Genomic DNA, 19,708 nt, shown 5'->3' on the forward strand with positions numbered 1-19,708 from the left:
TTATAAAGATTTTAAAATGTCTGGTATTATAGGAAAGAAAATCGGAATGACTAGCATTTACAGTGCCGCTGGGAAAAACGTCCCATGCACGGTGATAGAGGCTGGTCCTTGTGTGGTAACACAAGTAAAAAATGAGGAGACTGATGGGTACACAGCTGTCCAGTTAGGCTTTGGAGAACGTAAAGAAAAAAACACTCCTAAAGCATTGCTGGGGCATTTTAAGAATGCTAACACTACGCCTAAAAAAGAACTCGTGGAATTTAGGGATTTCAGAGTTGAGTTCGAAGGCGGTGTGCAACTGGGGCAGGAGATAAAAGTAGGTGACGTGTTTGTTGAAGGTGACTTCGTAGATGCAATCGGTACATCTAAAGGTAAAGGTTTCCAGGGTGTTGTTAAAAGACACGGTTTTGGTGGTGTCGGACAAAGTACTCACGGTCAGCACAACAGATTAAGAGCTCCGGGTTCTATTGGTGGTGCTTCTTATCCTGCCAGAGTATTTAAAGGTATGAGAATGGCTGGAAGAGCCGGAGGTAACAGAGTTAAAGCTATTAACCTTCAAGTAATGAAAATCATACCTGAAAAGAACTTGATTTTAGTAAGTGGTTCTGTACCAGGGGCAAATAATTCAACTGTAATTCTCGAGAAGTAATGGACATTTCAGTAGTAAAATATAGTGGTGAAGATACAGGAAGGAAGATCAGCCTTTCTAAAGAAGTATTTGGTATCGAGCCAAACGATCACGCAATCTATCTTGACGTAAAACAATATCTTGCTAATCAAAGACAAGGTACCCACAAGTCAAAAGAAAGAGCGGAAATAAGCGGATCTACTAAAAAGATCAAAAAGCAAAAAGGTACTGGTACAGCCAGAGCAGGTAGTATTAAATCACCTGTATTCAGAGGAGGTGGACGTGTATTCGGTCCTGCCCCCAGAGATTATTCTTTCAAGTTGAATAAAAAATTGAAAGAACTGGCTAGAAAGTCAGCATTGACATACAAAGCAAAGGATAAGAGTATTTCTGTTGTTGAGGACTTCTCTCTGGAGGCACCTAAAACAAAAGAGTATCTTAAAATGCTTAGCGCCCTTTCTTTAGGAGATAAGAAGACTCTTTTGGTTCTTGCTGAAAACAACAAAAATGTTGTGTTGTCAGGAAGAAATATACAGAACACAAAAGTAGTGACGGCAGATAGCCTCAATACCTATGATGTGTTACATGCTGATAATTTAATACTTAGCGAGAGCTCAGTAGAGAAGATTGATAACTTATTGAAGAAATAGAAATGAGTGTTTTAATAAAGCCATTGGTTACAGAGAAAGTTTCTGCTTTAAACGAAAAAGGCAAGTATGGTTTCGTAGTAGACCGCAAAGCTAATAAAGTGGAGATTAAAAAGGCTGTAGAAAAAATGTACGGAGTTACCGTGGAGGACGTAAATACCATGAATTATCTTGGTAAATCAAAGTCCAGGTACACTAAATCCAGAATAGTTTCTGGAAGGACCCCGTCATACAAAAAAGCTATTGTAACCGTAGCGGATGGTGAAGTAATAGATTTTTACAGCGAAATTTAATCATTAAGAAGAGATGGCAATTAAGAAATTAAGACCGGTTACTCCAGGACAAAGATACAGGATCGCTCCTGCCTTTACTGAGATTACTAAGTCTGAGCCTGAAAAGTCACTGGTTGTAACCAACAAAAGATCCGGAGGTAGAAACAACTCAGGAAAGATGACCATGCGCTACATTGGTGGTGGTCATAAAAGGAAAACCAGGATCGTTGATTTTAAAAGAAATAAATTTGATGTGCCTGCTACTGTAAAGGCCGTTGAATATGATCCTACAAGGTCTGCACGTTTAGCATTATTGTTCTATGCTGATGGAGCAAAGACATATATTCTTGCTCCTGAAGGCATTCAGGTAGGGCAAGAGGTTAAATCAGGAGAATCTGTAGCTCCGGAAGTAGGAAATGCACTACCCCTCTCTAAGATTCCTTTAGGTACAATTATTCACAATATAGAGTTGAAGCCTGGTAAAGGCGGAGCCTTGGCAAGAAGCGCAGGTTCTTACGCTCAACTTACAGCGAGAGAAGGAAAATACGCTACTATCAAATTACCTTCTGGTGAAACAAGAAAAATTTTAGTTACATGTTTGGCTACTATCGGATCAGTTTCTAACTCTGATCACATGAATGTCAGACTTGGTAAGGCAGGTAGAAACCGTTGGATGGGTAAAAGACCCAGAACCAGAGGTGTGGCTATGAACCCTGTTGATCACCCGATGGGTGGTGGTGAAGGTAAGTCCTCAGGAGGACACCCTAGATCAAGAAAAGGTCTGTACGCTAAGGGTAAGAAAACCAGAACGCCTAAGAAATATTCAAATAATCTAATCATCAGTAGAGGTAAGAAGAAATAATGGCTAGATCACTTAAAAAAGGACCGTATATAGATTTCAGACTCGAGAAAAAAGTCGATGTTATGAATGATTCAGGAAAGAAATCTGTAATCAAGACCTGGTCAAGAAGGTCAATGATCTCTCCTGATTTTGTAGGACACACATTTGCTGTGCATAACGGAAATAAATTTATCCCTGTGTATGTAACTGAGAATATGGTAGGACACAAATTCGGTGAATTTGCCCCAACCAGAAACTTCAGAGGACACGTAGGTAAAAAAGATAAAGGCAAAAGATAATTATGGAGGCAGTAGCTAAATTAAAGAATGTACCTACCTCTCCCAGAAAGATGAGACTAGTAGCAGATCTTATCCGTGGTGAAAGGGTTAATAAGGCATTGAACATATTAAAATTTGAGCCTAAGCAAGGTGCTGCCAGGTTAGAAAAATTATTGCTTTCGGCAATATCTAACTGGCAACAAGGTAATCAGGATGTAGACCTGGAGGATGCAGACCTTTACGTAAAATCAATTTATGTAGACAGCGGAAGAATCCTTAAAAGATTGAGACCTGCTCCGCAGGGTAGAGCGCACAGAATCAGAAAAAGATCTAATCATGTTACCCTGATTCTGGATAGCAAAGCACCTGTAGCAGAAGCAGAAAAGAATACTAAGAAAAAAGAAAAAGAAGATAAATAATGGGACAGAAAGTTAACCCTATTGCTTTAAGACTAGGCATCGTAAGAGGATGGGATTCCAGCTGGTACGGTGGAAATACTTTTTCTGATAAATTGATCGAGGATCACAACATTAGAAAGTACATGGCTGCCCGTATCCCTAAAGGTGGTATCTCTAAAGTTATTATTGAGAGAACTTTGAAGAGAATTACACTAACTGTACATACAGCACGTCCAGGTGTTGTTATTGGTAAAGGTGGTGCCGAAGTTGATAAGATCAAGGAAGAACTGAAGAAGCTAACAGGTAAAGACGTCCAGATCAATATCTTTGAAATTAAAAGACCTGAGCTCGATGCTAAGCTGGTAGGTGATTCTGTGGCTCAGCAATTGCAGGCCAGGATCTCTTACAGAAGGGCAATGAAGCAAGCTATTGCTTCTGCTATGAGAGTTGGAGCTCAAGGTATTAAAATTAAAGTGTCAGGCCGATTAGGTGGTGCTGAAATGGCTCGTACCGAGCAGTATAAGGATGGAAGAATTCCCTTGCACACTTTGAGAGCTGATATAGATTATGCAGTGAGTGAGGCCAATACCGTGTATGGTAAAATTGGAATCAAAGTTTGGATATTCAAAGGTGAAGTATACGGAAAAAGAGACCTTTCTCCCAATGTAGGAGTTGCCAACACCGGCGGTAGTGGCGGCGGAAGAGGCGGAAGAAAAAGAGCAGGTGGAGATAGCGGTCCTAAACGTAGAAGAAATAAATAAGTCATAAGGTGATTGCGCACCTTGTTGCGCAAATCTAAAGTCATAAAATTATGTTACAGCCGAAAAGAACTAAGTTCAGGAAACAACAGAAAGGCAGGGTAAAAGGATTAGCGCAGCGTGGTCACAGAATTGCGTTTGGAGCTTTTGGTATTAAAGCCCTTGAGCCAGGATGGATCACATCTAGACAGATAGAGGCCGCAAGGATTGCAATGACCAGAGCAATGAAAAGGGAAGGACAGGTTTGGATCCGTATATTTCCTGACAAACCAGTTACTAAAAAACCTGCCGAAGTTAGGATGGGTAAAGGTAAAGGTGCTCCTGAATATTGGGTAGCAGTTGTAAAGCCGGGTACAATTCTTTTTGAAGCCGGAGGTGTTAAAAAAGAATTGGCACAAGAAGCGTTGAGATTGGCACAAATGAAGCTTCCTATAAAAACTAAGTTTGCAATACGTAGAGATTACGTTGAATCATAATAAAGATGAAAAATTCAGAGATTAAAGCATTAGGCATAGAAGAACTGAAGCAAAAACTGGCAGGTGAGCAGGAAGCATATAGAAAGATGAGATTTGCTCATGAGATTTCTCCTATTGAGAATCCTATGAAGATCAAGGAAACTCGCAAATTGATAGCCAGATTGAAAACGGAAATTAGGGCTAAAGAACTTGCTAAATAATATTTAAATGGAGTCAAGAAAATTAAGAAAAGAAAGAATAGGGCAGGTTGTCAGCAACAAAATGGAAAAGTCCATTACTGTTTCTGTACTAAGAAAAGAAAAGCACCCTATCTACGGTAAGTTTGTTAAGAAAACTACCAAGTTTACGGCTCACGATGAACAGAACGAGTGCGGTATCGGTGATACTGTAAGAATCATGGAAACTCGTCCTTTGAGTAAGAACAAAAGGTGGAGATTAGTTGAAATCATAGAAAAGGCTAAATAAAATGATACAACAAGAGTCAAGATTAAATGTGGCAGATAACAGCGGTGCTAAAGAAGTTCTTTGTATCCGTGTATTAGGAGGTACTGGTAAGAAGTATGCTTCAGTTGGTGACAAGATTGTTGTATCAGTGAAGTCGGCCCTATCATCCAGTAACCTGAAAAAAGGTACGGTATCCAGAGCGGTTATTGTTAGAACCAAAAAAGAGGTAAGAAGAAAAGATGGTTCTTACATCAGATTCGAGGACAACGCCGCTGTATTACTTACAGCTAACGATGAGCCAAGAGGTACACGTATTTTTGGACCTGTAGCTAGGGAATTGCGTGAAAAGCAATTCATGAAAATTGTTTCACTGGCACCTGAAGTATTATAATCATGGAAAGAAAAAAGAATAAACAACCCAAACTACACATAAGAAAAGGGGATACTGTTAAAGTTATCTCTGGAAACTCTAAAGGTAAAGAAGGTGTAGTACTGGAGGTTATACCTTCTAAGTTGCGTGCGGTTGTCGAAGGTGTAAATGTAGTTACTAAGCATGTGAAACCTTCCGCTACAAATCCTGAAGGAGGAATCACAAAAACCGAAGCTGCAATTCACATCAGCAATTTAATGCTTAAAGACCCGGCAACTGGTGAGGCCACCAGAACTGGTAGAAAAGCAGATGACAAAGGTAAGCTGCAAAGATATTCTAAGAAAACTGGAGAATTTATTAAAAATGGCTAATCCAAGATTAAAAGAGAAATACCATAAGGAAATAGTACCTGCGCTTAAGGACAAGTTTCAATACAAGTCTATTATGCAGGTTCCTAAAGTAGTTAAAGTGTGTATCAATAAAGGTATTGGTGCTGCTGTGGCTGATAAGAAATTGATAGATACAGGAATAGAAGAACTATCTACTATTACAGGACAAAAAGCCGTTGCTACTAAAGCTAAGAAGTCAATCTCTAACTTTAAGCTAAGAGATGGCATGCCTATCGGAGCAAGAGTTACCTTGAGAGGTGATAAAATGTACGAATTCATGGATAGGCTGATGGCAATTGCCCTTCCCCGTGTTAGAGACTTTAGAGGTATCAATGACAAAGGCTTTGATGGCAGAGGTAACTATACATTAGGTGTGAAGGAGCAAATTATCTTCCCTGAAATCAGTATAGATAAAGTAAATAAAATCAGCGGTATGGACATCACTTTTGTTACAACTGCTGAGTCTGACGAAGAAAGTTTCGAACTGTTGAAAGCGTTTGGTATGCCGTTCGCAAGTAACGCAAGTAAATCATAAAATATTATGGCAAGAAAAGCTGTTATAGCAAGAGAAAAAAAGAGAGAAAAGCTGGTGGCAAAATATGCCGCTAAGCGTAAGGCGTTAAAAGAGGCTGGAGATTATGAGGCGCTGGATAAACTGCCAAGAAATGCTTCTCCGGTAAGATTACACAATAGATGTAAGCTGACAGGAAGACCAAAGGGATACATGAGAAAATTTGGTATCTCCAGGGTAACTTTCAGAGAGATGGCTTCTGACGGCAAGATTCCAGGTGTAACAAAGGCAAGCTGGTAAAAAGATTCTCTTTTTGTTTTATTGAAGAAAATAGTTCTGTATCTTTGCAGGCCTGTTTCATACGGGCGGCAATTTTACATTAGATAAAGAAGAAAATGACAGATCCAATAGCAGATTATTTAACCCGTTTGAGGAATGCTATCAAGGCCAAGCACAGGGTCGTTGATATTCCTGCGTCTAATATCAAGAAGGAAATGACGAAAGTACTTCATGATAAAGGGTATATTCTGAACTATAAGTTCGAAGAGACTGCAAATCATCAGGGGAATATCAAAATAGCTTTGAAGTATAACCCTGATTCAAAGAAACCGGCTATATTTCATTTAGAAAGAGTTAGTAAGCCAGGTTTGAGAAAATATGCTTCGGCCGATTCATTGCCAAGAGTTTTGAATGGTCTGGGTGTGGCTATCCTTTCTACATCTCGTGGTGTTATCACTGATAAAGAAGCCAGAGATATGAATGTGGGTGGTGAAGTATTGTGTTACGTATATTAATTAATAAACATCAATGTCAAGAATAGGGAAAAAACCAGTAAAGCTTGCTAGCGGTGTTTCATACACTTTTGACGATAAAAGCGGCAATATAGTGGTGAAAGGACCAAAAGGAGAGCTTAGCCAGAAAATAGACCCTGCCTTCAAATTGGTTGAAAACGAAGGCGAGTTGACCATTCAGAGGCCAACAGAGCAAAAGAGGCATAAAGCACTGCATGGCCTTTATCGCTCTTTAATCAATAATATGGTAGAAGGTGTTAGTACCGGATTTACCAGGAAGTTGGAGTTAGTAGGGGTTGGTTATAAAGCTACAGCTCAAAATAATGTACTCGAGCTTAGCTTGGGTTACTCACACAGTATATACATGGCCATTCCTGGAGAGTTGAAAGTTTCTGCTGAAACAGAAAAGGGAAAGAATCCCGTTGTAACTCTGGAAGGCAGCGACAAACAACTTATAGGACAAGTGGCTGCAAAAATTAAAGGCCTGAGACCTGTAGAACCTTACAAAGGTAAAGGTGTAAGATTCGTAGGAGAGCATGTTAGACGTAAAGCTGGTAAACAAGCTGCTAAATAATTAAGGAGATGGCATTTAATAAATATAAAAGAAGACTTAGAATTAAGAAAGGTATTAGAAACAAGATTTCTGGTACTTCTGAGAAACCAAGACTTTCTGTTTTTAAGAGCAATAAAGGTATTTACGCACAGATTATTGACGACACTAAAGGTCATACTCTATTAGCAGCATCTTCCAGAGAGCTGGGTGAAAAGGGTAATGGTGTTGATGTATCAAAGTCTGTAGGAACCAAACTTGCAGAAAAGGCAAAAGCTGGTGGTATAGAACAAGTTGTATTTGATCGAAATGGTTACCTATACCACGGAAAAGTTAAGGCTTTAGCCGAAGGTGCCAGAGAGGGAGGTCTAAAATTTTAAAGCATTATGTCTCAAAGTAATATAAGATCAGTAAAAGCTAGCGAAATAGACCTTAAAGAAAAGGTTGTTGCAATCAAACGTGTAGCTAAGGTAGTAAAAGGTGGTAGAAGATTTAGTTTCTCTGCCATCGTAGTAGTGGGAGATGGTAATGGTGTTGTTGGATACGGCCTTGGTAAAGCTAATGAGGTAACAGATGCAATAACTAAAGGCATAGACGACGCTAAAAAGAACCTGGTTAAGGTTCCGGTTATAAAAGGAACAGTACCTCACGAAGCTATTGGTAAATTCGGTGGTGGGTTCGTACTTCTTAAGCCTGCATCTGCCGGTACTGGAGTAATTGCAGGTGGTGCTATGCGTGCCGTGCTTGAAAGTGCTGGTGTTCATAACGTTCTTGCAAAATCAAAAGGTTCTTCTAACCCTCACAACGTGGTGAAGGCTACCTTTGATGCACTAACAAACATGAGAGATGCGTTTACAGTTGCGCAGGATCGTGGAGTTTCTTTATCTAAAGTTTTTAACGGTTAAGATGATGGCAAAAGTTAGAATTTCTCAAGTAAGGAGTACAATAGGAAGACCTGAAAGACAAAAGCGTACTATTAAAGCGTTGGGCTTAGGTAAAATTGATAAAACTGTTGAAGTAGAGTTGACTCCACAGATCAGTGGTATGATTAACAAAGTTAGCCATCTGGTATCTGTAACTGAAGTATAAAATATATTCCGAGTCTGGTAACAGGCGTTAGGCAAAATAAAATAACAGATGAAATTAAATACATTAAAACCTGCTGAAGGTTCTGTTAAAACAAGAAAAAGAGTTGGTCGTGGCCAGGGTTCTGGTAAAGGTGGTACCTCTACAAGAGGTCACAAAGGAGCTAAGTCAAGATCTGGGTACTCTAAGAAAATAGGTTTCGAAGGTGGTCAGATGCCCCTTCAAAGGAGAGTTCCTAAGTTTGGTTTTACCAATCCCAACAGAGTTGAATATAAGGCAATTAACCTTGATTCTATCCAGAAATTGGTCGACGAGACCAAAGCTACTGCTGTAGATGTTAAGTTAATTGTTGAAAATGGTTTGGCTGCGAAGAAGGACCTGATAAAAATATTGGGTAAAGGAGAGTTGAAATCCAAAGTAGATGTTACCGCTCATGCTTTTTCAGCATCAGCTTCTAAAGCTATAGAGGCTGCTGGTGGGAAAGTGACTCAACTATAATTATGAAGAAGTTTTTCACTACCATAAAGAACATATTTTCAATAGAAGATCTTAGGATAAGGATCCTGAATACTCTGGGATTCCTTATCGTGTTTAGATTGGGGTCTTTTATTGTATTGCCAGGTGTGGATCCCGATGCTTTAGGCAGTGGGGCGCAAGGAGGAATATTTGATTTATTGAACACTTTCCTTGGAGGATCATTTAGCAGAGCCTCCATATTTGCGTTAGGTATTATGCCTTACATTTCGGCATCGATTGTTATACAGTTATTGACAGTGGCTGTACCTTACTTCCAAAAGCTTCAAAAAGAAGGAGAGTCTGGAAGAAAGCGTTTGACTCAGATCACAAGAGTTTTAACTATAGCAATTACGTTGGCTCAATCGGCGGGTTACCTTGCGGCAACTATACCTGCTGAGGCAATAATGTACGACCCCGCATTCTTTCAAATATCGTCCATGATCATTTTGGTTTCTGGAACGATGTTCTGTATGTGGATAGGTGAGAAAATAACTGATAAAGGTATCGGTAATGGTATATCCATGCTGATTATGATTGGAATTATTTCAAGGTTCCCAGGTTCTTTAGTTAGCGAAGCTATGTCAAGGGGAATGAGTGGAGCGTTGATGTTTGTATTAGAGATAGTGGCCTTGTTCTTCGTTGTTATGGCTGTGGTCATGCTGACCCAGGCCGTTAGAAGAATTCCTATTCAGTATGCTAAACAAGTTATAGGAAATAAACTTTACGGAGGAAAGAGAGACTATATTCCTTTGAAAATTAATGCCTCAGGTGTAATGCCTATCATTTTTGCTCAGGCATTAATGTTTATTCCACCTTTGATTGCTGGTATATGGAAGGAAAGTGAAGTAGGTTCTTATATTGGATCTACATTTTCAGACCCTTATTCATGGCAGTATAATTTGGTTTTCGGTATACTGATTTTACTATTTACCTTCTTTTATACGGCAATTACAGTTAATCCTAATGATATTGCTGATAACCTTAAAAGAAATGGTGGTTTTATCCCAGGAATAAAGCCTGGCAAACAAACCTCCGAATTCATAGATCAGGTATTAACTAAAATCACTTTGCCAGGTTCTATTTTTCTAGCTCTGGTGGCTGTCTTGCCTGCATTTGCTGTGAAAGCAGGTATTAGTCCTAACTTTGCACAGTTTTATGGAGGTACATCTTTGCTTATTATGGTAGGTGTAATTTTAGATACCTTACAGCAAATAGAAAGTTACCTGCTCATGAGACACTACGAAGGGATGATGAAGTCTGGTAAAGTTAAGGGTCGTTCTCAAATTGCAGCAGCTTAATCTGGAATGATTTATTACAAATCCAGAGAAGAGGTTGAACTTATAAAGGAAAGTGCTTTAATACTTGGTAAAGCACATGGAGAGGTGGCTAAAATGGTTAAGCCGGGCGTAAAAACCTTAAAGCTTGATCAAATTGCAGAGGAGTTTATAAGAGATAATGGTGGGGTACCATCTTTTAAGAATTATAATGGTTTTCCCTCCTCATTATGTATATCATTGAACGAGAATGTTGTTCATGGTTTTCCAAGTGAATATGAATTGAAAGATGGGGATATAATCTCAGTCGACTGTGGTGTCTTTTACAAGGGTTTTCACAGTGATTCGGCTTACACATATCCGGTAGGCAGGGTAACCGAAGAGATTATGCAACTGTTAAAGGTGACAAAAGAGTCGCTGTATAAAGGTATTGAAATGGCTGTTTGTGGAAACAGGATCGGGGATGTGGCATTTGCCATTCAGAACCATGTAGAGCAGTATGGATACGGTGTAGTTAGAGAGCTTGTGGGACATGGGATTGGAAGAAATCTTCATGAAAGCCCGGAGGTTCCAAATTATGGTAAGCGCGGAAGAGGTACAAAGCTCAAAGAAGGGTTAGTTATAGCGATTGAGCCTATGGTTAATCTCGGCACAAGGAATGTGGTGCAGGAAGCAGATGGATGGACAATAAGAACTGCAGACAGAGCTCCTTCGGCACATTACGAACATACAGTGGCAATATTTGAATCAGGAACAGAGGTCTTAACGACCCATAAATTTATAGAAGAGAACTTTAAATTTTAATATGGCTAAACAAAAATCTATTGAGCAGGATGGTACCATTACCGAAGCACTTTCTAACGCTATGTTTAGAGTAGAGTTGGAGAATGGTCATGAGGTAATAGCGCATATTTCTGGTAAGATGAGGATGAACTATATTAAAATTTTACCCGGTGATAAAGTAAAACTTGAAATGTCACCATATGATTTGACAAAAGGACGAATTGTTTATCGATATAAGTAATTGAATAATGAAAGTTAAAGCGTCAGTAAAGAAGCGTAGCGCTGATTGTAAAATAATCAGAAGAAAAGGAAAGGTTTACGTGATTAATAAAAAGAATCCTAGGTTTAAACAAAGACAAGGCTAAGCACTATGGCAAGAATTGCAGGAGTAGATATCCCGGATAACAAAAGAGGTGAAATTGCCCTTACCTACATATTTGGTATTGGCAAAAGCACGGCTCAGAGAATTTTAACTGAAGCCGGTGTTGACTGGGATAAAAAAGTACAGGATTGGTCAGATGATGAATCTACCGCTATCCGTAATATTATTAGCGAAAACTTCAAAGTAGAAGGTGTTCTGAAATCGGAAATACAGATGAGTATTAAGCGATTGATGGATATTGGATGCTACCGTGGTTTGAGACATAGAAAAGGGCTGCCGGTTAGAGGTCAAAGAACTAAGAATAACTCTAGGACCAGAAAAGGTAAGAGAAAGACTGTTGCCAATAAAAAGAAAGCAACGAAATAAGATAAAATAGCGTAACGCAAAATGGCACAAAAAAGAAAAGATAAAGCAAAAAAGCGTGTAGTAGCTGTTGAGGCTATTGGTCAAGCTCATATCAAGGCTTCGTTCAATAATATTATCATTTCGCTGACTAATACTTCAGGGCAGGTGATATCTTGGGCTTCTGCTGGTAAAATGGGCTTCAAAGGATCTAAGAAAAATACTCCTTACGCTGCACAAATGGCAGCTCAGGACTGTGCTCAACGAGCATATGACCAGGGATTGAGAAAAGTAGAGGTTTATGTGAAGGGACCTGGGGCTGGAAGAGAATCAGCTATCAGAACAATCCAAAATACTGGTATAGAGATCACTACCATAAAAGATGTAACTCCGTTACCTCACAATGGTTGTAGACCACCAAAGAGACGTAGAGTATAATTTATAAAGAGAAAAGAATTTTATAATGGCAAGATATAGAGGTCCGAAAGCAAAGATAGCTAGAAGATTTAATGAGCCTATTTTTGGCCCTAGTAAAGCACTGCAAAAGAAAAGTTATCCTCCTGGCCAACATGGTAGAGGTCGAAGAAAAAAGCAGTCTGAGTACGCCATCCAGTTGATGGAGAAGCAAAAGGCCAAATATACTTATGGTGTTTTAGAGAAGCAATTTGCTAATCTTTTTGATAAGGCTTCCAGAAAATCTGGTATTACAGGTGAGATCTTACTTCAACTTTTGGAGTCAAGATTGGACAACACCGTTTTCAGATTGGGAATTGCCCCTTCAAGAAGAGCTGCAAGACAGCTTGTATTACATAAGCATATTGTAGTTAACGGATCAATAGTTAATATACCTTCTTTTTCTTTGAAGCCAGGTGATACCGTTGCTGTACGTGAGAGATCAAAATCTCTTGAGACTATTACTGATAGTCTGGCTACATATGGTGTTAAAAGATTTCCATGGTTAGAATGGGATGGAAGTGAAATGGTAGGAAAGCTGGTTGCTATGCCTCAGAGAGATGAAATTCCTGAGAACATTAATGAGCAGCTGATTGTCGAGCTTTACTCGAAATAATCATTAAAATATTGTTAGCCTGCTACTTATCTAAGTGGCAGGCTATAACTATAAAAGTTAAAAACCTATGTCAATTTTAGCATTTCAAATGCCTGACAAAGTCGTGATGGAAAAGGCGGATGATTTTCACGGCTTGTTCACTTTTAAACCGCTTGAAAAAGGATATGGTGTTACTATTGGTAATGCTTTAAGAAGAATATTATTATCTTCTTTGGAGGGATATGCTATAACTGGTATTAAAATACCGGGTGTATTGCATGAATTCTCTACTATTGAAGGTGTGGTGGAAGATGTTTCTGAAATCATCTTAAATCTTAAGATGGTAAGATTCAAGAAAGTGGGTGAGTCTTTTGATAATAAGATTACCATTTCGGTTAAGAATCAGAAGGAGCTGAAAGCAGGAGATATAGCGAAAGGTACGTCAGCTTTTGAAATACTAAACCCTGATTTGGTTATTTGCAATCTTGACGAGTCCGTAGATATGGAACTTGAGTTGACCGTTGAGAAGGGTAGAGGATATGTGCCTGCAGAGGAGAACAAACCTTCTGAGCAAGTTTTTGGCTATATTCCCATTGATGCGATTTTTACACCTATTAAGAATGTGAAATATAGCATTGAAAATACCAGGGTTGAGCAGAAGACTGACTACGAGCAATTAGTACTTGATATCGAAACAGATGGTTCTATTCATCCTGAAAAGGCATTGGAGGGAGCTGCGCATATTTTGATTCAGCACTTTATGTTGTTCTCTGACAAGTCAATAGAACTAGAGACTGATAAAGGTGGTGAAATAGAGCAGGTGGATGAAGAAATGCTTCATATGAGAAAGTTATTGAAAACTTCTCTTAATGACCTTGATCTTTCTGTAAGAGCATATAACTGTTTGAAAGCTGCGGATGTAAAAACACTTGGTGACCTCGTGAGATTGGAAATTTCTGATATGATGAAATTCAGAAACTTCGGTAAGAAGTCTTTGGCTGAGCTTGAGCAGTTGGTTCAGGACAAGAATTTGACATTCGGTATGGACTTGTCCAAGTATAAACTTGATGAAGAATAAGTAAAAATGAGACACGGGAAAAAAATTAATCACTTAGGCAGAACAGCTCCTCATAGGAAGGCCATGCTATCTAATATGGCTACTTCTTTAATCCTCAACAAAAGGATTACCACAACAGTAGCTAAGGCTAAAGCCTTAAGAAAATATGTTGAGCCTTTGTTAACTAAAGCAAAGGAAGATACCACTCACTCTCGAAGAGTTGTATTCTCATACCTTAATGATAAGCAGTCTGTTAAGACCTTGTTTGATGAGGTAGCAGAGAAGATAACCGACAGACCAGGTGGATATACCAGAATATTAAAAACTGGTAACAGACTTGGAGACAATGCAGATATGTGCATAATCGAGTTGGTAGATTACAACGAGTTGTTGCTCGGAGGTGATAAGGCAGAGAAGACCAAGACAAGAAGAAGCCGAAGAGGAGGAAAGAAATCAACCGCAGCAAAGGATGAAACTACTGCTGAGGCTACTGAGGAGAAAAAGGCGAAGGCACCTAAGGCTGAGGCTAAAAAAGAGCAGAAGACAGAGGCGAAAGCTGAAGAGTCTGACACTGATAACAATGAAGAAAATAAAACTGAAAAGTAAGATTGAAAATTGTTATAAAATTAAAGGGATTGGATTTATATCTGATCCCTTTTTTTATTTTTGTACCACCAATTTCAGGCTTACTAATAAAAACAATAAGGCTTTAGGAGCTATTAACATATGCAAATGAAACTACAACATAAGGACAAAGCATACTTATTGCTAGAAGATGGGTCGATATTCGAAGGAAGCGCAATAGGGAAAAGAGGTACCAAGGGAGGAGAAATTTGTTTCAACACTGGTATGACGGGTTATCAGGAGATTTATACTGATCCTTCTTACTATGGACAAATCATTGTCAATACGAACAGCCATATCGGTAATTATGGTATTATTGATGTGGAACAGGAGTCTGACACCCCTAAGATCAGTGGCTTGGTGGTAAATGATTATTCTTATGTCTATAGCCGAAAATTGGCAACAGAAAGTCTGCAAGACTATTTGGAAAGAAATGATGTCGTAGGAATTGCCGATATAGATACCAGAATGCTTGTAAGGCATATCAGAAGTAAGGGGGCTATGAATGCCATCATTTCGTCTGAACTAAATGGAGAAGCACTTAAGGCTGAACTTGATAAGGTGCCCTCAATGGCAGGCCTCGAATTATCATCACTGGTTTCTACTAAAGAAAATTATTTTGAAGGAGATGAGCAGTCTCCAATAAAAGTAGCAGTGCTTGATTTGGGAATAAAAACCAGTATACTTAAAAACCTCGCATCCAGAGGTGTTTATTGCAAGGTGTTTCCTGCCAAAACTTCGTATCAGGAGATGAAGGTATGGAATGCTGATGGCTATTTTATTTCCAATGGACCGGGTGACCCTGCGGCAATGTCTTACGCGGTGGAAACGGTTAAGGAAATACTGGCAGACAATCAGCCTTTATTTGGTATTTGTCTGGGACATCAGATATTGGCACTGGCATGTGGTGTTTCTACTTATAAAATGCATCATGGCCATAGGGGACTTAATCACCCCATTAAAAACTTAACAACCGGACTTTGCGAAATAACATCGCAAAATCATGGCTTCTCCATTTCAGAGGAAGATGTAAAGAGTTCTGAAGTAGTAGAGGCAACACACGTACATTTAAATGACCATACAGTAGCAGGAATTAAAGTGAAGGGTAAGAAGGCATTTTCTGTGCAATATCATCCTGAGGCTTCCCCTGGTCCTCATGATTCACGTTATCTTTTTGACCAGTTTGTTGAATTAATAAAATCTAAAAAGTAGATCATGAGTTTAATTGAAAGTATCCATGCAAGGCAAATCCTTGACTCGCGGGGAAACCCGACAGTAGAAGTAGATGTAGTAACGGAAAATGGGATCCTGGGAAGGGCTGCCGTTCCATCCGGAGCATCTACCGGTAAATATGAAGCCGTAGAACTAAGAGATGGAAATAAAAAAGTTTACATGGGCAAAGGCGTTTTGAAAGCCGTTGATAATGTAAACAGTATTTTGGCGGAAGAGCTAATTGGTTTTTCTGTATATGATCAGAATTTGCTTGACAAGATCATGCTTGAGGCTGATGGTACAGAGAACAAAGCCAAATTAGGAGCGAATGCTATTCTTGGGACCTCATTGGCAATAGCCAAAGCTGCTGCTCAAGAGTCGGGACAGTCCCTTTTCAGATACATAGGAGGGGTGAATGCAAATACATTGCCTGTTCCGATGATGAATATTTTAAATGGAGGAAGTCACGCTGATAACGCTATTGATTTTCAGGAGTTTATGGTTATGCCTGTAAAGGCGGATACTTTTTCTGAGTCATTGAGAATGGGAACTGAGGTTTTTCATCACTTGAAAAAGGTATTGGCAGATAAGGGACTATCTACCAACGTAGGGGATGAAGGAGGTTTTGCACCTAATATCACCTCAAATGAGGAAGCCATAGAAGTTGTATTGAAAGCGATAGAAAAGGCAGGTTATAAACCCGGTGAAGATATTTTCATTGCTATGGATGCGGCATCTTCTGAATTCTATGATGCGAAAAACAAAGTTTACCATTTTGCCTCTACAGGTCAGAAATTGAGCTCAGAAGAAATGGTAGATTATTGGGCATCATGGGTGAACAAGTACCCTATTATTTCCATAGAAGATGGAATGGAAGAGGATGACTGGAGTGGTTGGAAAAAGCTTACTGAAAAAATCGGAAAGAAAGTACAATTAGTGGGCGATGACCTTTTTGTGACCAACGTTAAAAAACTTCAGGAAGGTATCAATCAGGGAGTGGCCAATTCCATTCTTGTAAAGGTTAACCAGATTGGTTCATTAACTGAAACTATTAATACTGTTAATCTGGCTAAACAGAATTCTTACAAGAGCGTAATGTCTCATCGCTCTGGGGAAACTGAGGATAATACTATAGCAGATCTTGCGGTAGCGTTGAATACCGGACAGATCAAAACAGGTTCAGCTTCCAGATCAGACAGGATGGCTAAATACAACCAACTGTTGAGAATCGAGGAAGAATTGGGAGAAACTGCTGTTTTTCCTGGCAGAAATTTCTAAATAGGATTAGACTAAAGGCTTCTTGTTACGTTATAATGAACAGGAAGCCTTTTTCTATTTTAATATTTCGAAAAAATCTTCTTAACTTAAGGATATACTTTTTTAACTACAGTGGCTATGAAACTCCCTAAATTCACAAAAAACTTCTTTTTTTTATTTAGTTTTTTCTTTCTGATATGGATGCTCTTCATTGATGCCAATGATCTGGTTTCTCAAATAAAGTTAAAGAATCAACTAGAAACCCTTGAGGATGAAAAGTCGTATTATCTACAGAAAATTGAGGAAGTAAAAAAGGATCGGGAGGAACTACTTAGTAATGATCAGTTGCTTGAAAAGTTTGCCCGGGAGAAGTACTACATGAAAAAGGAATCTGAAGACCTGTTCGTGGTTGTTGAAGAAGAAAAATGAAAAAACTCTTAGCCCTGATATTGTTTTGCAGTTTTGCTACTCTGGCATTGGCTCAGAAAGATGTAGATTTTGATAATGGTCCCAGTTTTAAGGAACGTATTTTCTTTGGGGGAGGCCTGGGTTTTTCAGGAAGCAATCAGCAAACAAATATCTCATTGTCTCCAATTGTGGGTTATATGATTACCCAGCAATGGTCTGCTGGTGTTGGGGTTACTTATCAGTATATCAAACTCAAAAATTACGACATATCTGATAACCTGTGGGGAGGAAATGTTTTTACACGCTACAGCATTAACCAATTTTTTGCTCAGGCTGAATACGACTATATAAATTTTGACTCAAACCTCCTTGATGATCAGGATGAAAGGGATAGTGCCACCAGATTTTTATTGGGAGGAGGAATATCACAACCCTTAGGTAACAGAGGTGCTGTCAATTTATTAGCGATGTATGATCTTACGTACGGCAATGATAGTCCGTATGATTCACCCTGGGTGTTCAGGGTTTATTTCTCCTTTTAAAGTTGCTTGAGCTTGAGCTTGCTTGCTACGGATTTAAGGTCTTCCACAACATTAATATTTAAGGGGATTCCATCCTTAAACCTAATAACTTCCATTTCTCTTTCAGGGTCTCCTGGTATCAACACTTTCTTCCCTTCTACGGCTTCTGTTGCCCGGAATCGTGCTATCCAGTTATCCATATGAGATTTAAACTCATCGGCCGGCCTGAAAGCATCTATGCTCATGGCGCCAAGGAAGTGGCCCAGGCCTTCACCTACCGGGTTTTCTGATAATGGCAGGAAGCTTACAAATGGAGGTGCCCACGGGCCATAGTTTGCCCCCGAGAATACTGCGGAGAATATATCCACAATAGAACCAAGGGCATAACCTTTGTGACTGCCATGTTCTCTGTCCCCTCCCAAAGGCAGTAAAGCGCCACCATTTTTTAGCTCATGAGGATCCTTTGAGGGGTTTCCTTTTTTGTCCTGTATCCAGCCATAGGGTGCTTCGCTGTTCTTTCTTTGCAGGATTTCCAATTTCCCATTAGCTGCAGTTGTGGTTGCCAGATCTGCTACAAATGGTGGCTGTTCTTTTGAAGGAATTGATACAGCGATTGGATTCGTTCCCAACATACGTTCAGTGGCAAAGGTTGGTGCTACCAAAGGGCTGGCGTTGGTCATTGCCATACCAACCATATCTCTTTCCAGTGCCATCATAGCGTGATATCCGGCGATGCCAAAATGATTTGAATTTTTTACGGAAACCCAACCAGTGCCTACTTTATCAGCTTTGTCCATGGCAATGGTCATTGCTTGTGGTGCCACAACCAGGCCCAGCCCGCCATCACCGTCGACCACGGCTGTACTGGGAGTTTCATGGACTACTTTGATTTTTGGTGTGGGATTTATCCTGCCAGCCTCCCATAGTCTTACATAACCTATTAACCTGGCAATACCATGTGAGTCGATGCCTCTGAGATCTGCCTTAATGAGTACATCGGTGGCCAGTTCAGCATCTTCTTGTGAGCAACCAATAGCCAAAAAGGTATTGATGGTAAAATTCCTGAGTTCGTCAACTGAAAATATTTCCTCCATAAGGCGGCAAAATTAGTATTATAATCGGAATATGCGAGTGGATAACTTAAAAATGCCCTTCAAGTACCTGATCCAGAACACCTTCTTTCAATGCATATGTAGACACTCTTATTTCACTGAAGCGGTGCTGTTTAAGTAGAAAACTGATGAGGCATGAAGCCACAACAATCATATCCACCCGCATTTCAATCATACCGGGTATCGCCATTCTCTCATCCCTGGTCTTTGTGAGTAGATCATGGTGAATATTGAAGTATCCTTCTAACGACAATGGGACCTCACTGGCATCCTCATCTTTTACGATGCTCCTATGCTCACAGTAAATATCACTTAGAGTGTCGAAGGTACCGGAAGAGCCGATTAGTGTATCTGTTTGATGTTTTTTGATATGTTCAAGTAGTTCACTCAAGTTTGAGCTGAGGTAATTTTCGAGTGCCTTTATTTCTTCGGGTTGTATTGGATCGGTTGTGTGGAACAGGTCAAGAAGCCTCTGAGCCCCTATCTCTAAGCTTTGTTTCCAGAATATTTTATCACGTTGGCCAATAATGAATTCAACACTTCCACCTCCAATGTCCATAATTAGCGCAGGCTTATCTCCAATGTCTAGGGCAAAATTAACGCCTCTGAAAATTAGTTCGGCTTCTTCTGCTCCGGATATTATTCTAATATCAACACCTGTTTTGTTAAAAATAATATTACTGGCCTCTTCTCCATTAACAGCATTTCGGAAGGCGCTGGTTGCAAATGCAAA

35 protein-coding genes are annotated in these 19,708 nt (G+C 39.5%); 33 read left to right on the plus strand and 2 right to left on the minus strand.

Translation table 11 applies throughout. The annotated features are described in order from the left end of the window. The first annotated feature begins 16 nt into the window (after positions 1-16). From rplC to E1163_RS18610, 33 genes are all read left to right on the plus strand, one after another. The gene (gene rplC / locus E1163_RS18450) at positions 17-649 is read left to right on the plus strand and encodes a 50S ribosomal protein L3 (RefSeq protein WP_155173939.1); all 633 of its coding nucleotides are present in this window, start codon (positions 17-19) and stop codon (positions 647-649) included. Next, entirely contained in the window at positions 649-1,278 is a 630-nt protein-coding gene (gene rplD / locus E1163_RS18455) for a 50S ribosomal protein L4 (RefSeq protein ID WP_155173940.1), read from the plus strand. The genes rplC and rplD overlap by 1 nt, the downstream gene beginning before the upstream one ends. 2 nt (positions 1,279-1,280) lie before the next feature. Continuing rightward, positions 1,281-1,568 (plus strand): 50S ribosomal protein L23, encoded by a 288-nt coding sequence (rplW, locus tag E1163_RS18460; protein ID WP_155173941.1) that lies wholly within the window; start codon positions 1,281-1,283, stop codon positions 1,566-1,568. A 13-nt stretch (positions 1,569-1,581) separates the two neighbouring features. Continuing rightward, positions 1,582-2,409, plus strand: a complete 828-nt coding sequence (gene rplB / locus E1163_RS18465) for a 50S ribosomal protein L2 (RefSeq protein WP_155173942.1) — start codon at positions 1,582-1,584, stop codon at positions 2,407-2,409. Continuing rightward, positions 2,409-2,687 carry a 30S ribosomal protein S19 gene (gene rpsS, locus E1163_RS18470; RefSeq protein ID WP_155173943.1) on the plus strand — a complete coding sequence of 93 codons (279 nt, stop codon included), beginning with the start codon at positions 2,409-2,411 and terminating at the stop codon, positions 2,685-2,687. Before rplB ends, rpsS begins: the two co-directional genes overlap by 1 nt. Positions 2,688-2,689: 2 nt before the next feature. After that, positions 2,690-3,085, plus strand: coding sequence for a 50S ribosomal protein L22 (gene rplV / locus E1163_RS18475; protein ID WP_155173944.1), 396 nt, complete (start codon positions 2,690-2,692; stop codon positions 3,083-3,085). After that, positions 3,085-3,825, plus strand: a complete 741-nt coding sequence (rpsC, locus tag E1163_RS18480) for a 30S ribosomal protein S3 (protein WP_155173945.1) — start codon at positions 3,085-3,087, stop codon at positions 3,823-3,825. Before rplV ends, rpsC begins: the two co-directional genes overlap by 1 nt. Positions 3,826-3,875: 50 nt before the next feature. Beyond that, entirely contained in the window at positions 3,876-4,298 is a 423-nt protein-coding gene (gene rplP, locus E1163_RS18485) for a 50S ribosomal protein L16 (protein ID WP_155173946.1), read from the plus strand. A 5-nt stretch (positions 4,299-4,303) separates the two neighbouring features. Then, positions 4,304-4,498: a 50S ribosomal protein L29 gene (gene rpmC, locus E1163_RS18490; RefSeq protein ID WP_155173947.1), complete on the plus strand. Its 195-nt coding sequence runs from the start codon at positions 4,304-4,306 to the stop codon at positions 4,496-4,498. Positions 4,499-4,505: 7 nt separating this feature from the next. Further along, a complete protein-coding gene (gene rpsQ / locus E1163_RS18495; RefSeq protein ID WP_155173948.1) occupies positions 4,506-4,763 on the plus strand; it encodes a 30S ribosomal protein S17 in 258 nt (85 codons plus the stop codon). Between the two features lies 1 nt (position 4,764). Further along, positions 4,765-5,133 (plus strand): 50S ribosomal protein L14, encoded by a 369-nt coding sequence (gene rplN / locus E1163_RS18500; protein ID WP_155173949.1) that lies wholly within the window; start codon positions 4,765-4,767, stop codon positions 5,131-5,133. Positions 5,134-5,135: 2 nt separating this feature from the next. Continuing rightward, positions 5,136-5,483 carry a 50S ribosomal protein L24 gene (gene rplX / locus E1163_RS18505; protein ID WP_155173950.1) on the plus strand — a complete coding sequence of 116 codons (348 nt, stop codon included), beginning with the start codon at positions 5,136-5,138 and terminating at the stop codon, positions 5,481-5,483. Further along, positions 5,476-6,036, plus strand: a complete 561-nt coding sequence (rplE, locus tag E1163_RS18510) for a 50S ribosomal protein L5 (RefSeq protein WP_155173951.1) — start codon at positions 5,476-5,478, stop codon at positions 6,034-6,036. Before rplX ends, rplE begins: the two co-directional genes overlap by 8 nt. Before the next feature lie 6 nt (positions 6,037-6,042). Beyond that, positions 6,043-6,312 carry a 30S ribosomal protein S14 gene (gene rpsN / locus E1163_RS18515; RefSeq protein WP_155173952.1) on the plus strand — a complete coding sequence of 90 codons (270 nt, stop codon included), beginning with the start codon at positions 6,043-6,045 and terminating at the stop codon, positions 6,310-6,312. A gap of 95 nt (positions 6,313-6,407) precedes the next feature. Beyond that, on the plus strand, positions 6,408-6,806 hold the full coding sequence (gene rpsH, locus E1163_RS18520) for a 30S ribosomal protein S8 (RefSeq protein ID WP_155173953.1): 399 nt from the start codon (positions 6,408-6,410) through the stop codon (positions 6,804-6,806). A gap of 13 nt (positions 6,807-6,819) precedes the next feature. Then, entirely contained in the window at positions 6,820-7,377 is a 558-nt protein-coding gene (gene rplF / locus E1163_RS18525; protein WP_155173954.1) for a 50S ribosomal protein L6, read from the plus strand. Between the two features lie 8 nt (positions 7,378-7,385). Continuing rightward, positions 7,386-7,733: a 50S ribosomal protein L18 gene (rplR, locus tag E1163_RS18530; protein ID WP_155173955.1), complete on the plus strand. Its 348-nt coding sequence runs from the start codon at positions 7,386-7,388 to the stop codon at positions 7,731-7,733. Between the two features lie 6 nt (positions 7,734-7,739). After that, on the plus strand, positions 7,740-8,258 hold the full coding sequence (gene rpsE, locus E1163_RS18535; protein ID WP_155173956.1) for a 30S ribosomal protein S5: 519 nt from the start codon (positions 7,740-7,742) through the stop codon (positions 8,256-8,258). Positions 8,259-8,262: 4 nt separating this feature from the next. After that, the gene (gene rpmD / locus E1163_RS18540) at positions 8,263-8,442 is read left to right on the plus strand and encodes a 50S ribosomal protein L30 (protein ID WP_155173971.1); all 180 of its coding nucleotides are present in this window, start codon (positions 8,263-8,265) and stop codon (positions 8,440-8,442) included. Positions 8,443-8,490: 48 nt separating this feature from the next. After that, positions 8,491-8,937, plus strand: coding sequence for a 50S ribosomal protein L15 (rplO, locus tag E1163_RS18545; RefSeq protein WP_155173957.1), 447 nt, complete (start codon positions 8,491-8,493; stop codon positions 8,935-8,937). A 2-nt stretch (positions 8,938-8,939) separates the two neighbouring features. Next, positions 8,940-10,253, plus strand: coding sequence for a preprotein translocase subunit SecY (gene secY, locus E1163_RS18550; protein ID WP_155173958.1), 1,314 nt, complete (start codon positions 8,940-8,942; stop codon positions 10,251-10,253). Between the two features lie 6 nt (positions 10,254-10,259). Further along, positions 10,260-11,033 (plus strand): type I methionyl aminopeptidase, encoded by a 774-nt coding sequence (gene map / locus E1163_RS18555; RefSeq protein WP_155173959.1) that lies wholly within the window; start codon positions 10,260-10,262, stop codon positions 11,031-11,033. Position 11,034: 1 nt separating this feature from the next. Next, complete coding sequence (infA, locus tag E1163_RS18560; RefSeq protein WP_009578730.1) at positions 11,035-11,253, plus strand: translation initiation factor IF-1; 219 nt, start codon at positions 11,035-11,037, stop codon at positions 11,251-11,253. Positions 11,254-11,260: 7 nt separating this feature from the next. Then, the gene (ykgO, locus tag E1163_RS18565; protein ID WP_002695078.1) at positions 11,261-11,377 is read left to right on the plus strand and encodes a type B 50S ribosomal protein L36; all 117 of its coding nucleotides are present in this window, start codon (positions 11,261-11,263) and stop codon (positions 11,375-11,377) included. A gap of 5 nt (positions 11,378-11,382) precedes the next feature. Then, the gene (gene rpsM / locus E1163_RS18570) at positions 11,383-11,760 is read left to right on the plus strand and encodes a 30S ribosomal protein S13 (RefSeq protein ID WP_155173960.1); all 378 of its coding nucleotides are present in this window, start codon (positions 11,383-11,385) and stop codon (positions 11,758-11,760) included. A 21-nt stretch (positions 11,761-11,781) separates the two neighbouring features. Beyond that, complete coding sequence (rpsK, locus tag E1163_RS18575; RefSeq protein ID WP_155173961.1) at positions 11,782-12,174, plus strand: 30S ribosomal protein S11; 393 nt, start codon at positions 11,782-11,784, stop codon at positions 12,172-12,174. A 25-nt stretch (positions 12,175-12,199) separates the two neighbouring features. Continuing rightward, the gene (rpsD, locus tag E1163_RS18580) at positions 12,200-12,805 is read left to right on the plus strand and encodes a 30S ribosomal protein S4 (protein ID WP_155173962.1); all 606 of its coding nucleotides are present in this window, start codon (positions 12,200-12,202) and stop codon (positions 12,803-12,805) included. A 67-nt stretch (positions 12,806-12,872) separates the two neighbouring features. Next, a complete protein-coding gene (locus E1163_RS18585; protein ID WP_155173963.1) occupies positions 12,873-13,862 on the plus strand; it encodes a DNA-directed RNA polymerase subunit alpha in 990 nt (329 codons plus the stop codon). A gap of 6 nt (positions 13,863-13,868) precedes the next feature. Further along, positions 13,869-14,447 (plus strand): 50S ribosomal protein L17, encoded by a 579-nt coding sequence (gene rplQ / locus E1163_RS18590; protein WP_155173964.1) that lies wholly within the window; start codon positions 13,869-13,871, stop codon positions 14,445-14,447. Between the two features lie 126 nt (positions 14,448-14,573). Further along, positions 14,574-15,677, plus strand: coding sequence for a glutamine-hydrolyzing carbamoyl-phosphate synthase small subunit (gene carA, locus E1163_RS18595; protein ID WP_155173965.1), 1,104 nt, complete (start codon positions 14,574-14,576; stop codon positions 15,675-15,677). Positions 15,678-15,680: 3 nt separating this feature from the next. After that, positions 15,681-16,955 carry a phosphopyruvate hydratase gene (gene eno / locus E1163_RS18600; protein WP_155173966.1) on the plus strand — a complete coding sequence of 425 codons (1,275 nt, stop codon included), beginning with the start codon at positions 15,681-15,683 and terminating at the stop codon, positions 16,953-16,955. 117 nt (positions 16,956-17,072) lie between these two features. Next, entirely contained in the window at positions 17,073-17,363 is a 291-nt protein-coding gene (locus E1163_RS18605; protein WP_155173967.1) for an FtsB family cell division protein, read from the plus strand. Next, on the plus strand, positions 17,360-17,884 hold the full coding sequence (locus E1163_RS18610; RefSeq protein ID WP_155173968.1) for a hypothetical protein: 525 nt from the start codon (positions 17,360-17,362) through the stop codon (positions 17,882-17,884). The genes E1163_RS18605 and E1163_RS18610 overlap by 4 nt, the downstream gene beginning before the upstream one ends. Here the strand turns inward: E1163_RS18610 and E1163_RS18615 are convergent. Both E1163_RS18615 and E1163_RS18620 read right to left on the minus strand, forming a co-directional pair. Then, a complete protein-coding gene (locus E1163_RS18615; RefSeq protein WP_155173969.1) occupies positions 17,881-18,957 on the minus strand; it encodes an Ldh family oxidoreductase in 1,077 nt (358 codons plus the stop codon). The two genes, E1163_RS18610 and E1163_RS18615, sit on opposite strands and share 4 nt — an antisense overlap. Positions 18,958-19,003: 46 nt before the next feature. Next, on the minus strand, positions 19,004-19,708 hold a 705-nt coding region (locus E1163_RS18620), incomplete at its 5' end, for a Ppx/GppA phosphatase family protein (RefSeq protein ID WP_155173970.1).

The sequence above is a fragment of the Fulvivirga kasyanovii genome (genome assembly GCF_009711405.1).
Lineage (GTDB): Bacteria > Bacteroidota > Bacteroidia > Cytophagales > Cyclobacteriaceae > Fulvivirga > Fulvivirga kasyanovii.

Coding starts and splice junctions, on each gene's coding strand:
- rplO (WP_155173957.1), top strand. CDS start 8,491: ATGAAATTAAATACATTAAAACCTGCTGAAGGTTCTGTTAAAACAAGA.
- rplE (WP_155173951.1), top strand. CDS start 5,476: ATGGCTAATCCAAGATTAAAAGAGAAATACCATAAGGAAATAGTACCT.
- rplR (WP_155173955.1), top strand. CDS start 7,386: ATGGCATTTAATAAATATAAAAGAAGACTTAGAATTAAGAAAGGTATT.
- rplP (WP_155173946.1), top strand. CDS start 3,876: ATGTTACAGCCGAAAAGAACTAAGTTCAGGAAACAACAGAAAGGCAGG.
- rplW (WP_155173941.1), top strand. CDS start 1,281: ATGAGTGTTTTAATAAAGCCATTGGTTACAGAGAAAGTTTCTGCTTTA.
- E1163_RS18585 (WP_155173963.1), top strand. CDS start 12,873: ATGTCAATTTTAGCATTTCAAATGCCTGACAAAGTCGTGATGGAAAAG.
- E1163_RS18610 (WP_155173968.1), top strand. CDS start 17,360: ATGAAAAAACTCTTAGCCCTGATATTGTTTTGCAGTTTTGCTACTCTG.
- map (WP_155173959.1), top strand. CDS start 10,260: ATGATTTATTACAAATCCAGAGAAGAGGTTGAACTTATAAAGGAAAGT.
- rpsD (WP_155173962.1), top strand. CDS start 12,200: ATGGCAAGATATAGAGGTCCGAAAGCAAAGATAGCTAGAAGATTTAAT.
- rplV (WP_155173944.1), top strand. CDS start 2,690: ATGGAGGCAGTAGCTAAATTAAAGAATGTACCTACCTCTCCCAGAAAG.
- rpmC (WP_155173947.1), top strand. CDS start 4,304: ATGAAAAATTCAGAGATTAAAGCATTAGGCATAGAAGAACTGAAGCAA.
- E1163_RS18615 (WP_155173969.1), bottom strand. CDS start 18,957: ATGGAGGAAATATTTTCAGTTGACGAACTCAGGAATTTTACCATCAAT.
- infA (WP_009578730.1), top strand. CDS start 11,035: ATGGCTAAACAAAAATCTATTGAGCAGGATGGTACCATTACCGAAGCA.
- rpsS (WP_155173943.1), top strand. CDS start 2,409: ATGGCTAGATCACTTAAAAAAGGACCGTATATAGATTTCAGACTCGAG.
- carA (WP_155173965.1), top strand. CDS start 14,574: ATGAAACTACAACATAAGGACAAAGCATACTTATTGCTAGAAGATGGG.
- E1163_RS18605 (WP_155173967.1), top strand. CDS start 17,073: ATGAAACTCCCTAAATTCACAAAAAACTTCTTTTTTTTATTTAGTTTT.
- rplN (WP_155173949.1), top strand. CDS start 4,765: ATGATACAACAAGAGTCAAGATTAAATGTGGCAGATAACAGCGGTGCT.
- rpmD (WP_155173971.1), top strand. CDS start 8,263: ATGGCAAAAGTTAGAATTTCTCAAGTAAGGAGTACAATAGGAAGACCT.
- rpsH (WP_155173953.1), top strand. CDS start 6,408: ATGACAGATCCAATAGCAGATTATTTAACCCGTTTGAGGAATGCTATC.
- eno (WP_155173966.1), top strand. CDS start 15,681: ATGAGTTTAATTGAAAGTATCCATGCAAGGCAAATCCTTGACTCGCGG.
- rplB (WP_155173942.1), top strand. CDS start 1,582: ATGGCAATTAAGAAATTAAGACCGGTTACTCCAGGACAAAGATACAGG.
- rpsM (WP_155173960.1), top strand. CDS start 11,383: ATGGCAAGAATTGCAGGAGTAGATATCCCGGATAACAAAAGAGGTGAA.
- rplX (WP_155173950.1), top strand. CDS start 5,136: ATGGAAAGAAAAAAGAATAAACAACCCAAACTACACATAAGAAAAGGG.
- secY (WP_155173958.1), top strand. CDS start 8,940: ATGAAGAAGTTTTTCACTACCATAAAGAACATATTTTCAATAGAAGAT.
- rpsQ (WP_155173948.1), top strand. CDS start 4,506: ATGGAGTCAAGAAAATTAAGAAAAGAAAGAATAGGGCAGGTTGTCAGC.
- rpsN (WP_155173952.1), top strand. CDS start 6,043: ATGGCAAGAAAAGCTGTTATAGCAAGAGAAAAAAAGAGAGAAAAGCTG.
- rplC (WP_155173939.1), top strand. CDS start 17: ATGTCTGGTATTATAGGAAAGAAAATCGGAATGACTAGCATTTACAGT.
- rpsC (WP_155173945.1), top strand. CDS start 3,085: ATGGGACAGAAAGTTAACCCTATTGCTTTAAGACTAGGCATCGTAAGA.
- ykgO (WP_002695078.1), top strand. CDS start 11,261: ATGAAAGTTAAAGCGTCAGTAAAGAAGCGTAGCGCTGATTGTAAAATA.
- rplF (WP_155173954.1), top strand. CDS start 6,820: ATGTCAAGAATAGGGAAAAAACCAGTAAAGCTTGCTAGCGGTGTTTCA.
- rplQ (WP_155173964.1), top strand. CDS start 13,869: ATGAGACACGGGAAAAAAATTAATCACTTAGGCAGAACAGCTCCTCAT.
- rpsE (WP_155173956.1), top strand. CDS start 7,740: ATGTCTCAAAGTAATATAAGATCAGTAAAAGCTAGCGAAATAGACCTT.
- rpsK (WP_155173961.1), top strand. CDS start 11,782: ATGGCACAAAAAAGAAAAGATAAAGCAAAAAAGCGTGTAGTAGCTGTT.
- rplD (WP_155173940.1), top strand. CDS start 649: ATGGACATTTCAGTAGTAAAATATAGTGGTGAAGATACAGGAAGGAAG.